The organism is Oerskovia sp. NPDC060287 (assembly GCF_042726775.1).
Lineage (GTDB): Bacteria > Actinomycetota > Actinomycetes > Actinomycetales > Cellulomonadaceae > Oerskovia > Oerskovia merdavium.
Window position 1 is genome coordinate 1 of the sequence record NZ_JBHXBO010000113.1, and the last position, 13,118, is coordinate 13,118.

Genomic DNA, 13,118 nt, shown 5'->3' on the forward strand with positions numbered 1-13,118 from the left:
GTCTTCGTCGGCGAGGAGGACGGGCAGGGGCCCTGCTCCCAGCGCCGCCACCTCCCCGCTTCACCCGCCACACCGCACTAGGCTCTGACCCGTGCACCTCAAGACCCTGACCCTTCGCGGGTTCAAGTCGTTCGCCTCGGCGACGACCCTGCGCTTCGAGCCCGGGGTCACGTGCGTCGTGGGCCCGAACGGCTCGGGCAAGTCGAACGTCGTCGACGCCCTGTCCTGGGTCATGGGCGAGCAGGGCGCCAAGTCGCTGCGCGGCGGCAAGATGGAGGACGTCATCTTCGCGGGGACCGCCGGCCGCCCGCCGCTGGGCCGTGCTGAGGTGTCCCTGACGATCGACAACACCGACGGCGCGCTGCCGATCGAGTACTCCGAGGTGACCATCTCGCGGACGCTGTTCCGCAACGGCGGCTCGGAGTACGCGATCAACGGGTCGTCGTGCCGGCTCCTGGACATCCAGGAGCTGCTGTCGGACTCGGGCATCGGTCGCGAGATGCACGTGATCGTGGGGCAGGGGCAGCTCGACGCGGTGCTGCGCGCGACCCCGGAGGAGCGTCGCGGGTTCATCGAGGAGGCCGCGGGCGTCCTCAAGCACCGCAAGCGCAAGGAGAAGGCGCTGCGCAAGCTCGACGCGATGCAGGCGAACCTGACGCGGCTCGGGGACCTGACGGCCGAGATCCGGCGTCAGCTCGGCCCGCTGGGGCGCCAGGCGCAGATCGCGCGCAAGGCGCAGGTGGTCCAGCGCGACCTGCGCGACGCGCGGGCGCGGCTGCTCGCGGACGACCTGGCCCAGCTCACCGCGACGCTCGAGCAGGAGATCGCGGACGAGTCGGCGCTGCGGGCCCGCCAGGGCGAGGTCGAGCGGTCGCTCGCCACCGCTCGGGACGCGCTGGGTGCCCTGGAGACGCAGGCGGCCGAGGCCGCGCCGGCCCTGGCCCGCGCGAGCGAGGTCTGGTACCGCCTGTCATCGCTCAAGGAGCGGCTGGGCGGGACGCGGACCCTCGCGGCCGAGCGGCTGCGCCTGCTGGGACGCCCGGAGACCGTGCAGCGTGGGCAGGACCCGAACGACCTGGACGCGCAGGCCGCCCGGGCACGTGCGGCCGAGCTCGAGCTCGAGTCGGAGGTCGCGGTCGCACGCGCCGCGCTCGAGGCGGCCGTGGCCGAACGGACGACGGTCGAGGAGCAGGCGCAGGCCGCCGAGCGGGCGCTCGCGACGCTGCTGCGCGGAGCGGCCGACCGCCGCGAGGGCCTCGCGCGCCTGGCCGGCCAGGTCGCCGCACGGCGGTCGCGCGTCGAGGCGACCGAGGCCGAGATCGGTCGCCTGCGCGAGTCTCTCGCCGAGACCGAGCGGCGCGGCAACCAGGCGAACGTCGAGTTCGCGACGCTCGAGACGCAGGTCGTGGGCGTCGAGGAGGGCGAGGAGGGCCTGGACGCCGAGCACGAGGAGGCCGCCGACGCGGTCGAGCGCACGAGCGCCGTGGTGGCGCGGCTGCGCGAGGAGGAGCAGACCGCCGACCGTGAGCGCGCGACCTGGAGCGCACGCGTCGAGGCGCTCGAGATGAGCCTGGTCCGCAAGGACGGCGCGGGCGCGCTGCTCGCGGCCGACCAGGTGGGGGCCATCGGGTCGCTCGCTGCGCTGCTGAGCATCGACGCAGGGTACGAGGACGCGATCGCGGCAGCCCTGGGGCCCGCCGCGGACGCGGTCGCTGTCGAGAGCCTCGAGGCGGCGGTCGACGCGCTGCGCCACCTGCGCCAGGAGGACGCGGGGAGAGCGAGCCTCGTGGTGGGCGGGGGAGCGCCGGTCGAGGACAGGGCGAGCGCCGCGCGTGCGGCCCGGCCCGCCGTCCTGCCCGACGGCGCCGCGTGGGCAGCGGACGTCGTCACACCTGCGCGGTCGGTCGCGTCGGCCGTGGAGCTCCTGCTCGACGGCGTGGTCGTCGTCGAGGACCTGGCGCAGGCCCGTGCGCTCGTCTCGTCGTCGCCGCAGGTCACCGCGGTGACCAGGGGCGGCGACCTGCTCGCCGCGCACGGCGCGTGGGGAGGCTCGGCGACCGCTCCCAGCGTCCTGCACCTGCAGTCCGCGCTCGACGAGGCCCAGACGGCGCGGGACGACGCCGTCGCGCGCGGTGAGCGGACCCGCTTCGCGCTCGTGGGAGCGCTCGAGGAGGCCGAGGAGGCGCAGCAGCGCTACGACGCGACCCTGGACCGGCTCAACGAGTCCGACGCCGCCCTGGCCGCCGTCGCGGAGCAGCTGGGGCACCTGGGGGCGACGGCGCGCGCGGCCGCGGCCGAGTCCGCCCGGGTGCGCGCGTCGCTCGAGAAGGCGCAGGCCATGCTGGTGGCCGAGCAGACCGAGCTCGCGGGTCTCGTCGCACGCCACGACGAGGCCGAGGCGGCCCCCGAGCAGACCGAGGAGTCGGTCGCGGCCGCGACGGCCGCACGGGACGGGGCGAACGGTCTCGCGACCGCGGCACGGGCCGCGGAGACCGAGGCGCGGCTCGCGCTGCGCACGAGCGAGGAGCGTGCACGGGCCCTGACGGGGCGCGCCCAGTCCTTGGCGCGTGCGGCGGCGACCGAGCGTGCGGCCCGTGAGCGGGCGGCAGCCCGGGAGGCGGCGCGCGTGCGCCAGGCAGAGCGCGCCGAGGCGGTCCGCGACGGTGCCCAGGTCGCGCTCGCCGCGCTCGACCGGTCGCTCGAACGGGCCCGTGAGGAGCGCGACGCGGCGGAGGCGGCCCGCGGAGAGCTCGACCAGGCGGTCACGGCGCGGCGGGCCGAGGTCGACGCGCTCGCGGGCCAGCTCCGCGAGCTCACCGACGTGGCGCACCGCGACGAGGTGGCACGGACCCAGCAGCAGCTGCGGATCGAGCAGCTCCACGGGCGCAGCGTCGACGAGCTCGGCCTGGACCCCGAGGTCCTGCTCGACGAGTTCGGCCCCGACCGCCCGGTGCCGGTCCTCGCCGAGGACGGCACGGTCCGCGAGGACGAGGACGGCGAGCCCGTGACCGAACCGTACGTGCGCGCGGCGCAGGAGAAGCGGCTGCGGTCGGCCGAGCGGGCGCTGGGCCAGCTCGGCCGGGTCAACCCGCTCGCGCTCGAGGAGTTCGCGGCGCTCGAGGAGCGGCACACGTTCCTCACGACCCAGCTCGCCGACCTCAAGAAGTCGCGCACCGACCTCCTCGAGATCGTCCGGGAGATCGACGAGCGCGTCGAGCAGGTCTTCACCGAGGCCTACCACGACACGGCCGAGCAGTTCGTCCACGTGTTCGGTCGGATGTTCCCGGGCGGCGAGGGGCGGCTCGTCCTGACGAACCCGGACGACATGCTCACCACGGGTATCGAGGTCGAGGCCCGTCCTGCGGGCAAGAAGGTCAAACGGCTCTCCCTGCTGTCCGGCGGGGAGCGCTCGCTCACGGCCGTGGCGCTCCTGGTCGCGATCTTCAAGGCCCGTCCCAGCCCGTTCTACGTCATGGACGAGGTCGAGGCCGCGCTCGACGACGTGAACCTGGGGCGCCTGCTCGAGATCTTCCGCGAGCTCCAGGAGGACTCGCAGCTCATCGTCATCACGCACCAGAAGCGCACCATGGAGATCGCCGACGCGCTCTACGGGGTCACCATGCGCGGCGACGGCGTGACGACCGTCATCAGCCAGCGGCTGCGTGACGAGGTCCCCGCGTAGCCTCGAGCAGCCGGTCGGTCCCGGCGACGAGGGAAGCCCGGGCGGGACTGCGGCCCGGGCAGGTGGACGGCGCGGCGCCCGTGGCCTGGGTCACCTCCCGGCCACGGTCCGGTGAAGATGCTGTGCCGAACATCGGACTCGCCGTCGCAGCGAAGGTCGCCGGGCCGTTCTCCCGTGATAATCGAACGATGTTCTGGATGTTCGTGTTCTTGGGGATCGCGCTCGTGGCGGCCGTCGTCGTCTTCCTGTTCGCGAGCGTCGTCACGCGCATCGACGACCGCAACGACCGGACGGGTCCGCCCGTCGGCCTCAAGGGATTCTGGCGCGACTTCGTGTCGGGGCTCACCTCGTGGCGTCGGTCCCGCCGCGGGGAGCGTGCCGACCGGGCAGCGGTCGAGCCCGTGGACACGGGCATGGACGAGTTCTTCGCGGCGACCGAGGTCGACGACCCCGCGTACATCGACGCGGACGAGATCACCGACGTGCTGCACCGGGCCCGGGAGCGGGCGACCCACACGCTGCACAGCGCGGGCGTGCGCCGCCCCGCGACGGGTGCCGTCCCGTCGGTCCCCTCGGCGACGCCGCCCGGTCGGCCCCCGGTCCTCCCGCAGGACTGAATCGCGCCGCGCCCGCGAGGCGGATGTCCCGGCCGCCCGCATGCCGCGCGCGGATTTGAGAGACTTCGACGGTGAACGATCTCCTCTGGCTCTGGATCTCCCTCGCCGTCCTCGTCGTGCTCGGACTCGGATTCCTCGGTGTCCGTCGCCGGTCCGGGTCGCGCGACCCGCTCCCACCCGCTTCGACGGGCACGACCACGCTCGAGCGCGACGCGCCCGGGGAGCAACCCGCCGAGGCTGCCGAGGGCGGCGGTGTGGCGACGGCCGAGGCGCCGTCCGACCTCGAGGCTCCGCCTGCGGTCGAGGTCCCCGAGGCCGTGGGCGGCCGCCTCGCGCGCCTGCGCGGCCGCCTCGCCCGCTCGGGCTCGCCGCTCGGCAGCAAGCTCCTCGCTGTGCTCTCGCGCGACCACCTGACCGAGGACGACTGGGACGAGCTCGAGGAGGCCCTGCTGCTGGCCGACGTCGGCGCCGGGCCCGCGGGCGAGCTCATCGACTCGCTGCGCACCCGCGTGCGTGTCCTGGGTGTGCGCGACCCCGCGAGCGTGCGCGCGCTGCTGCGCGAGGAGCTCGTCGCCCTCGTCGACCCGACCATGGACCGCTCGCTCGCCACGGCCCCGCAGACGGCCGAGGACGGGACCCGGCTGCCCGCCGTCGTGCTCGTGGTGGGCGTCAACGGGACGGGCAAGACGACGACCGTGGGCAAGCTCGCGCGCGTCCTGGTCGCCGAGGACCGCACGGTCGTGCTCGGCGCGGCCGACACGTTCCGCGCGGCCGCCGCGGACCAGCTCGAGACGTGGGGCGCTCGCGTGGGCGTGCGCACCGTCCGTTCGGACCGGGACGGAGCGGACCCGGCCGCGGTCGCGTTCGACGCGGTCCGTCAGGGCCGTGAGGAGGGCGTCGACGTCGTGCTCGTCGACACCGCGGGCCGGCTGCAGAACAAGGCCGGTCTCATGGACGAGCTGGGCAAGATCCGCCGCGTCATCACCAAGGAGGCGCCGTTGTCGGAGGTCCTCCTGGTGCTCGACGCGACCACGGGCCAGAACGGGCTCAACCAGGCGCGCGTCTTCGGGGAGATCGCCGGCGTCACGGGCATCGTGCTGACCAAGCTCGACGGCACGGCCAAGGGCGGGATCGTGGTCGCGGTCCAGCGCGAGCTGGGCGTACCGGTCAAGCTCGTCGGTCTGGGCGAGGGCCCCGACGACCTGGCGCCGTTCGACCCCCAGGAGTTCGTCGACGGCCTCCTGGGCGACTGAACGCGACCGGTCCGGGGGCGAGGAAGCCCCCGGACCGGGCTCGGACGGGCTGGGAAACGCAACGTTTACACACGGGGGCCGCGCGTTACACCTCCGTCACCGCACGCGCGTCGCGGGGAAACGCCGCTGGACGACTCTTGACCTGTCCGGCCGCCCGGCTGGCGAGGTGAGAGGCGACAGCGCATGCCCTTCGAACTTGACACTGGAAACACGGCCTGGCTCCTGACGTCAGCCGCTCTGGTGCTGCTGATGACCCCGGCCCTGGCGTTCTTCTACGGCGGCATGGTCCGCGGCAAGAGCGTCCTGAACATGATGATGATGAGCTTCGGCGCGATCGCCGTGGTCGGCATCATCTGGGTGCTCTGGGGCTACTCGATGACCTTCGGGTCCGACGTGGCCGGCATCTTCGGCAACCCGACCGAGTTCTTCGGTCTGGCGCCCCTGACCGACGACGCGAACAGCCTCCTGGCGGGCAGCGGCGTCCCGGCTCTCGTGGCAGCAGGGTTCCAGGCCACCTTCGCGATCATCACGGTCGCCCTGATCAGCGGCGCGATCGCGGACCGTGCGCGGTTCGGCGCGTGGCTCGTCTTCGCGGGCGTCTGGGTGACGCTCGTCTACTTCCCGCTCGCCCACATGGTGTGGGGCGGCGGCATCCTCGGTGCCGGCGAGAACGGCATCGCGGCGGCGATCTACGGCGTGACCGACGGGATCGCCAACGTGGCCCCGATCGACTTCGCCGGTGGCACGGTCGTCCACATCAACGCGGGTGTCGCGGGCCTGGTGCTCGCCCTGATCATCGGCAAGCGCAAGGGCTTCGGCAAGGAGCCCATGCGTCCCCACAACCTCCCGTTCGTGATGCTGGGCGCAGCCCTCCTGTGGTTCGGCTGGTTCGGGTTCAACGCGGGCTCCGCCGGTGCCGCCAACGAGGTCGCGGGCCTGGCCTGGGTCAACACCACGGTCGCGACCTGCGCCGCGATGGCCGCCTGGCTCCTCACCGAGCGCCTGCGTGACGGTCACGCCACGAGCCTGGGTGCCGCGTCCGGCATCGTCGCGGGCCTCGTCGCGATCACCCCGGCCGCCGCGGCGGTCAACCCGATCGGAGCGATCGCGCTCGGCGCCGTCGCCGGTGTCCTGTGCGCCCTCGCGGTCGGCCTGAAGTACCGCTTCGGCTACGACGACTCGCTCGACGTCGTCGGCGTCCACCTGGTCGGTGGCCTGGTCGGGACCGTCCTCATCGGCCTGCTGGGCACAGACACGGGCCTGTTCTACGGTGGCGGGATCGACCAGCTCGTGATCCAGGTCGTCATCGCCCTCGCGGCCGTGATCTTCTCCGGAGTCCTCACGTTCGTCATCGGCTTCGTCATCAAGGTGACGATGGGCTGGAGGGTCAGCGAGGACGCCGAGGTCGGCGGGATCGACCTCGCGGAGCACGGTGAGACCGCATACGAGACCATCGCACAGGGTCGTGTCATCCAGGAGGTCAGGGCATGAAGCTCGTCACAGGAATCATCCAGCCGCACCGTCTCGACGACGTGAAGTCCGCGCTCGAGGCCGCAGGGGTCCGGGGCATGACGGTCAGCGAGGCCAGCGGCTACGGCCGGCAGAAGGGCCACACCGAGGTCTACCGCGGTGCGGAGTACACCGTGGACCTGGTCCCGAAGGTCCGCATCGAGGTCCTCGTGGACGACGAGGACTCCTCGACGGTCACCGAGGCGATCGTCAAGGCGGCCCAGACCGGGCGGATCGGTGACGGCAAGGTGTGGACGGTCACGGTCGACGACGTCGCCCGGGTCCGCACGGGCGAGCACGGCGCCGGCGCCCTCTAGGCGATCCGGACCGGACAGGAGAGAACGGCATGGTGTCGTCAGCGGTGCAGCAGGGGGCACGGTCGAGATGACCGGCGCAGCGCACGAAGGGGCTCCCCAGGGGCCCGGCGAACCGGCAGAGGCCTCGTACCCACCTCGGGTGCGGGGCCTCCGGGCCGAGATGCTCGCGGTCGCCCGGGAGCTGAGCGGTCCGGGCAGCTCGGGGGTGGCCCGTCGTTCGGCGGTCTGCGCTCTCGTCACGGACCGGCTCACGGCCCTCTGGCAGGAGGCGACGGCCGGCACGAGCACCGAGGGTGTGGCGCTCGCAGCCGTGGGGAGCCTCGGGCGAGCGGACATGGGGCCAGCGAGCGACCTGGACCTGGTGCTCGTGCACGACGGTCGCAGCCACTCGCCCGAGCAGGTCGGCGCGATCGCGGAGCGGCTCTGGTACCCGCTGTGGGACGAGGGCGTGGACCTGGACCACGCGGTGCGGTCGCTGTCCCAGTGCCGGCAGGTCGCGTCCAAGGACGTCCCGGCCGCGGTCGGGTGGCTCGACGTCCGGCCCGTCGCGGGTGACGCGCTCGTGGTCCACCGGGCCGCGTCGGCCGTCCTCACGGACTGGCGGTCGGCCTCGCGCCGCCGGCTGCCCGAGCTCCTGTCCTCGACGAAGGAGCGGGCCGAGCGGTCGGGGGAGATCGCGTACCTGATCGAGCCCGACCTCAAGGAGTCGCGCGGCGGGATCCGCGACGCCGTCGTGCTCTCGGCGCTCGCCGCGACCTGGCTGACGGACCGGCCGCACGGCACGGTCGACCGGGCCCACGCGCACCTGCTCGACGTGCGCGACGCGATCCAGGTGGTCACGGGGCGGCACACCAACAGGCTCCTGCTCGCGGACCTCGACGAGGTCGCCGCCCTCACGGGGTACGACGACCCCGACGAGCTCCTGGCGAGCCTCGCGGCCTCGGGGCGCGAGATCTCCTACGCGCTGGACACGACGGTCCGTCGTGCCCGCCAGGCGCTCCAGCGGCCGAGCACAACGCGCCGACCGGTCCTCGTGCGGGGCCGACGGGCCGCGCCCCGGCTGCGGTCGGTCGGGGACGGGCTCGTCGAGCACGACGGCGAGCTGGTCCTGGCCATCGACGCGCACCCCGAGACGGACCCGCTGCTGTCGTTGCGCGCCGCCGCGACGGCCGCGCGGACGGGCCTGACGCTCTCTCCGGTCTCGGTCAGCAGCCTCGGGCACTGCCCGCCGCTCCCCGAGCCGTGGCCCGCCGCGGCGCGGTCCGCCTTCCTCTCGCTGCTCGCGAGCGGGCAGGCGCAGGTCGCGGTCTGGGAGGCGCTCGACCTCGCGGGCGTCGTCACGACGTGGATCCCCGAGTGGGAAGGGGTGCGCAACCGCCCGCAGCGCGCCGCGATCCACCGGCACACGGTCGACCGCCACCTCGTCGAGACGGTCGCGCGGGCCGCGCGCGACCGCAAGGAGGTCGCACGTCCGGACCTCCTGCTGCTCTCGGCGCTGTTCCACGACATCGGCAAGCGGCGCGGCGCGCTCGACCACTCGGAGGAGGGGGCGCGGCTCGTCCCGGGCATCCTGCACCGGATGGGCTTCGAGGACGGGGTGCCCGACGACGTCGCGCGCCTCGTGCGGCACCACCTCACGCTCTCGCGTCTCGCCGTCTCGGCGGACCCGGACGACCCGGCGACCGTCGCCGAGCTCGCCGACGCCGTCGGGCACCGACGGGACCTGCTCGAGGTGCTGCGCGCGCTGACCGAGGCCGACTCGTCCTCGCTCGGCCCCACGGCCTGGACCTCGTGGCGCGCACGCCTCGTGGACGACCTCACGGCCGCGACCCGGGCCGTGCTGCCCGAGTCGGCGCCCCCGACCGGTAGGCTGGGCACTTCCCTGATTCACGAGCGGTAAGGATGACGCGGTGTTCGCCACGCTGTCAGATCGATTGACGTCGACCTTCAAGAACCTGCGGAGCAAGGGCCGTCTCTCCGAGGCGGACATCGACGCCACGATCCGTGAGATCCGGCGCGCGCTCCTCGACGCTGACGTCGCTGTACCCGTCGTCAAGGACTTCACCGGTGCCATCCGGTCCAGGGCCCTGTCGGCCGAGGTCTCCGGCGCGCTCAACCCTGCCCAGCAGGTCGTCAAGATCGTCAACGAGGAGCTCGTGGCGATCCTCGGCGGGGAGAGCCGCGGCCTGCGCCTGGCGAAGAACCCGCCGACCGTCATCATGCTCGCGGGCCTCCAGGGCGCCGGCAAGACGACCCTCGCGGGCAAGCTCGCGCTGCACCTGCGCGAGCAGGGGCACACGCCGCTCCTCGTCGCAGCCGACCTGCAGCGTCCCAACGCGGTCAACCAGCTGTCGGTCGTGGGCGAGCGTGCCGGCGTGCCGGTCTTCGCGCCGCTGCCGGGCAACCAGGGCTCGGAGGGCGAGTCGGGCACGAGCGTCGGCGACCCTGTCCAGGTCGCTCGCGACGGCGTCGAGACCGCGCGCCAGCGCCAGCACGACGTGGTGATCGTCGACACCGCGGGCCGGCTCGGCGTCGACGCCGAGCTCATGCGCCAGGCCGCGGACATCCGCGACGCGGTCGACCCCGACGAGATCCTGTTCGTCATCGACGCCATGATCGGCCAGGACGCGGTCGCGACCGCCAAGGCCTTCGAGGAGGGCGTCGACTTCACGGGCGTCGTCCTGTCGAAGCTCGACGGCGACGCGCGCGGCGGTGCCGCGCTGTCCGTCGCCCGCGTCACGGGTCGCCCGATCCTCTTCGCCTCGACCGGTGAGAAGCTCACCGACTTCGAGGCCTTCCACCCGGACCGCATGGCTTCGCGCATCCTCGACATGGGTGACGTGCTCACCCTCATCGAGCAGGCCGAGAAGGCGTTCGACTCCGAGCAGGCCGCCAAGATGGCCGAGAAGGTGGCCTCGGGCCAGGACTTCACGCTCGCGGACTTCCTCGTCCAGATGCAGCAGATGCGCAACATGGGCTCCATGAAGAAGATGCTCGGCATGCTGCCGGGCATGGGGCAGATGCGTGAGGCCCTCGACAACTTCGACGAGCGCGAGGTCGACCGCATCGAGGCGATCATCCGCTCGATGACACCGGGGGAGCGCGAGAACCCCAAGATCATCAACGGGTCGCGCCGAGCACGCATCGCCCGCGGTTCGGGTGTCACCACGAGCGACGTGAACCAGCTCCTCGACCGGTTCGCGGGCGCGCAGAAGATGATGCGCCAGATGAGCCGTGGCGGAGGCATGCCCGGTATGCCGGGCATGGGCAACCTGCCGGGCATGGGTGGCAAGAAGGCCCGTGGGCGCGTCGCGCCCCCGGCCAAGGGTCGCAAGGCGAAGTCCGGCAACCCGGCCAAGCGGGCGGCGGAGGAGGCCGCGCGCCAGGCGCGCGCTCTCGGTGGCCCGGCCACGCCCCCGGCGGCGCCCGGATCGGCGTTCGGAGCCCTGGGAGGCGCTAAGGCCCCCCAGAAGTCGACCGACGCGACCGACCTGCAGCTCCCGCCCGACCTGGAGAAGTTCCTGGGGCGCTAGCGCGCTAGGTTATGTCCTGCAGGTCAGGGTGGCTCTCACCCGACCTTCGTCCGACGTCCTCGTCCGACACCGTGGTCCGGTCCGTCCGGCCGCGCGACCGGACGCACCCCGACCGTCCGAGAACTTGGAGACCGATGTCCGCGCTGGAAGGCCCCTCGCTGCACATCAGAGGTCGCATCCTCCTGGGAGACGACCGCGAGGTCTCCGACCTCTGGGTCAAGGACGGCCACGTCACGCTGACCCGCCCGTCCGCGCAGGGCACCAACATGGTCGCGATCGAGGGCTGGGTCCTGCCCGGGCTCGTGGACGTGCACTGCCACATCGGTCTCGGTCCTGACGGTGCGGTCGACAACTCGACCGCACAGGCGCAGGCCGTCGCGGACCGCGACAGCGGCGTGCTGCTCCTGCGTGACGCGGGGTCACCGCTCGACACCCGGTGGGTCCGGTCGCGTCGCGACCTGCCGCGCATCGTGCGGGCGGGGCGCCACATCGCGCGCCCCAAGCGCTACCTGCGCAACTTCGGCCTCGAGCTCGACGACGTCACGCAGCTCCCCGAGGTCGTGCGCCAGGAGGCGCGTGCCGGGGACGGCTGGGTCAAGCTCGTCGGGGACTGGATCGACCGCGACCTCGGTGCCGACGGCGACCTGCGCCCCCTGTGGCCGCAGGACGTGCTGACCGAGGCCGTCGCGGTCGCGCACGCCGAGGCCGCACGCGTCACGGTCCACGCGTTCTCGAGCGAGGTCATCCCCTCGCTGCTGGCCGCTGGTGTGGACTGCATCGAGCACGGCACCGGGATCCACCCCGACGACATGTACACGCTGTCCGAGCGGGGCATCGCCGTGACGCCCACGCTCCTGCAGGTCGCCGAGTTCGAGAACATCGCCCGCCAGGCAGAGGGCAAGTACCCGCTCTTCGCCTCGCGCATGCGCGACATGCACGAGCGTCGGTACGAGCAGGTGCGCCAGCTCCACGAGGCCGGCATCCAGCTGTTGGTCGGCACCGACGCGGGCGGCACCCTCGGGCACGGCCGGATCGCCGACGAGTGCGCGGAGATGGTGGCCGCGGGCGTCCCGACGGCGGACGTCGTCGCGGCCGCGAGCTGGCAGGGGCGCGAGTTCCTGGGCTACGGCGGGCTCGTCGAGGGATCGAGCGCGGACCTCGTGGTCTACCCGGAGGACCCGCGCGAGAACATCGAGGTGCTGCGGCACCCGAAGGCCGTGGTGCTCCGTGGGGAGCTGGTGTCTCCGGTCTGAGGCGTGCGGCCCTCGCCCCGGTGCGTGGTGCACGGTGGGTGAGGGTGGTGCCCACGGTCCGAGGGGCGTTCGCACCGGTCCGAGGGAGCTGTCTCGTGTGACGCGGGTCCTCGAAGGACGGGTTGGTCGCACGCTGTCTGGTCTGGCACAATAGCCGGGTACTCGGCGTGCCCGGCCCCTCTCTCCGCGCTACGCCGTGTCCCGACCTCGTGCTCGCCTGGTCCCCACCGGGAGGACGCACGGGTCACCTCACCCAGAACCAGGAGAGACCACCACAGTGGCCACCAGAATTCGTTTGAAGCGTCTCGGCAAGATCCGTGCGCCGTACTACCGTGTCGTCGTCGCCGACTCGCGCACCAAGCGCGACGGTCGCGTCATCGAGGAGATCGGCAAGTACCACCCGACCGAGGAGCCGTCGCTCATCGACATCTCCTCCGAGCGCGCGCAGTACTGGCTGAGCGTCGGCGCGCAGCCGTCGCCGCAGGTGCTCGTGCTCCTCAAGATCACGGGTGACTGGCAGAAGTTCAAGGGCCTGCCGGGTGCCGAGGGCACCCTGCGCGTCAAGGGCGAGAAGGTCGACCCGGCCGCTGCCATCGAGGCTGCCGCTCAGGACGCCGAGAAGGCCAAGGCCAAGGCTGCCGAGAAGAAGTCCGCTGCTCCGGTCGAGTCCGCTGACGCGGCTGAGGCAGCCGAAGAGCAGGCCTGATGCTCGGCGAGGCGCTCGAGCACCTGGTGCGCGGGATCGTGGACAACCCGGACGCCGTCCGGGTCAACGCGAAGCCGCTGCGCCGGGGCGAGCTGCTCGAGGTCCGGGTTCACCCCGAGGACCTCGGACGCGTCATCGGGCGAGGCGGGCGTACTGCCCGCGCGCTGCGCACGGTGATCGGAGCCCTGTCGGTCGACGGTCCGGTGCGGGTCGACGTCGTTGACGACGATCGCCGCTGACGCCTGCTG

At 73.0% G+C, this 13,118-nt stretch carries 10 protein-coding genes; all 10 read left to right on the top strand.

Annotation, left to right across the window (positions count from 1 at the left end; genetic code table 11):
• The first annotated feature begins 91 nt into the window (after window positions 1-91).
• Window positions 92-3,682, top strand: coding sequence for a chromosome segregation protein SMC (gene smc / locus ACFWFR_RS11415; RefSeq protein WP_377623037.1), 3,591 nt, complete (start codon window positions 92-94; stop codon window positions 3,680-3,682).
• Between the two features lie 122 nt (window positions 3,683-3,804).
• Complete coding sequence (locus ACFWFR_RS11420; protein WP_377623038.1) at window positions 3,805-4,299, top strand: hypothetical protein; 495 nt, start codon at window positions 3,805-3,807, stop codon at window positions 4,297-4,299.
• Window positions 4,300-4,370: 71 nt separating this feature from the next.
• A complete protein-coding gene (gene ftsY, locus ACFWFR_RS11425) occupies window positions 4,371-5,552 on the top strand; it encodes a signal recognition particle-docking protein FtsY (RefSeq protein WP_377623039.1) in 1,182 nt (393 codons plus the stop codon).
• A 183-nt stretch (window positions 5,553-5,735) separates the two neighbouring features.
• Window positions 5,736-7,043 (top strand): ammonium transporter, encoded by a 1,308-nt coding sequence (locus ACFWFR_RS11430; protein WP_191805716.1) that lies wholly within the window; start codon window positions 5,736-5,738, stop codon window positions 7,041-7,043.
• On the top strand, window positions 7,040-7,378 hold the full coding sequence (locus tag ACFWFR_RS11435) for a P-II family nitrogen regulator (RefSeq protein WP_056648660.1): 339 nt from the start codon (window positions 7,040-7,042) through the stop codon (window positions 7,376-7,378). Before ACFWFR_RS11430 ends, ACFWFR_RS11435 begins: the two co-directional genes overlap by 4 nt.
• Before the next feature lie 67 nt (window positions 7,379-7,445).
• Complete coding sequence (locus tag ACFWFR_RS11440; protein ID WP_377623040.1) at window positions 7,446-9,278, top strand: [protein-PII] uridylyltransferase; 1,833 nt, start codon at window positions 7,446-7,448, stop codon at window positions 9,276-9,278.
• Window positions 9,279-9,288: 10 nt separating this feature from the next.
• Entirely contained in the window at window positions 9,289-10,911 is a 1,623-nt protein-coding gene (ffh, locus tag ACFWFR_RS11445) for a signal recognition particle protein (RefSeq protein ID WP_191805714.1), read from the top strand.
• 134 nt (window positions 10,912-11,045) lie between these two features.
• Window positions 11,046-12,164 carry an amidohydrolase family protein gene (locus tag ACFWFR_RS11450; RefSeq protein ID WP_377623041.1) on the top strand — a complete coding sequence of 373 codons (1,119 nt, stop codon included), beginning with the start codon at window positions 11,046-11,048 and terminating at the stop codon, window positions 12,162-12,164.
• A gap of 277 nt (window positions 12,165-12,441) precedes the next feature.
• Window positions 12,442-12,870, top strand: coding sequence for a 30S ribosomal protein S16 (gene rpsP / locus ACFWFR_RS11455; RefSeq protein WP_056648668.1), 429 nt, complete (start codon window positions 12,442-12,444; stop codon window positions 12,868-12,870).
• On the top strand, window positions 12,870-13,109 hold the full coding sequence (locus tag ACFWFR_RS11460) for an RNA-binding protein (RefSeq protein WP_377623042.1): 240 nt from the start codon (window positions 12,870-12,872) through the stop codon (window positions 13,107-13,109). The genes rpsP and ACFWFR_RS11460 overlap by 1 nt, the downstream gene beginning before the upstream one ends.
• Window positions 13,110-13,118: the final 9 nt, after the last annotated feature.

Excerpts from the sequence above, each read along its gene's own strand:
- ACFWFR_RS11430 (WP_191805716.1), top strand. The coding sequence starts at position 5,736 with ATGCCCTTCGAACTTGACACTGGAAACACGGCCTGGCTCCTGACGTCA.
- ACFWFR_RS11435 (WP_056648660.1), top strand. The coding sequence starts at position 7,040 with ATGAAGCTCGTCACAGGAATCATCCAGCCGCACCGTCTCGACGACGTG.
- ACFWFR_RS11440 (WP_377623040.1), top strand. The coding sequence starts at position 7,446 with ATGACCGGCGCAGCGCACGAAGGGGCTCCCCAGGGGCCCGGCGAACCG.
- ACFWFR_RS11450 (WP_377623041.1), top strand. The coding sequence starts at position 11,046 with ATGTCCGCGCTGGAAGGCCCCTCGCTGCACATCAGAGGTCGCATCCTC.
- ACFWFR_RS11460 (WP_377623042.1), top strand. The coding sequence starts at position 12,870 with ATGCTCGGCGAGGCGCTCGAGCACCTGGTGCGCGGGATCGTGGACAAC.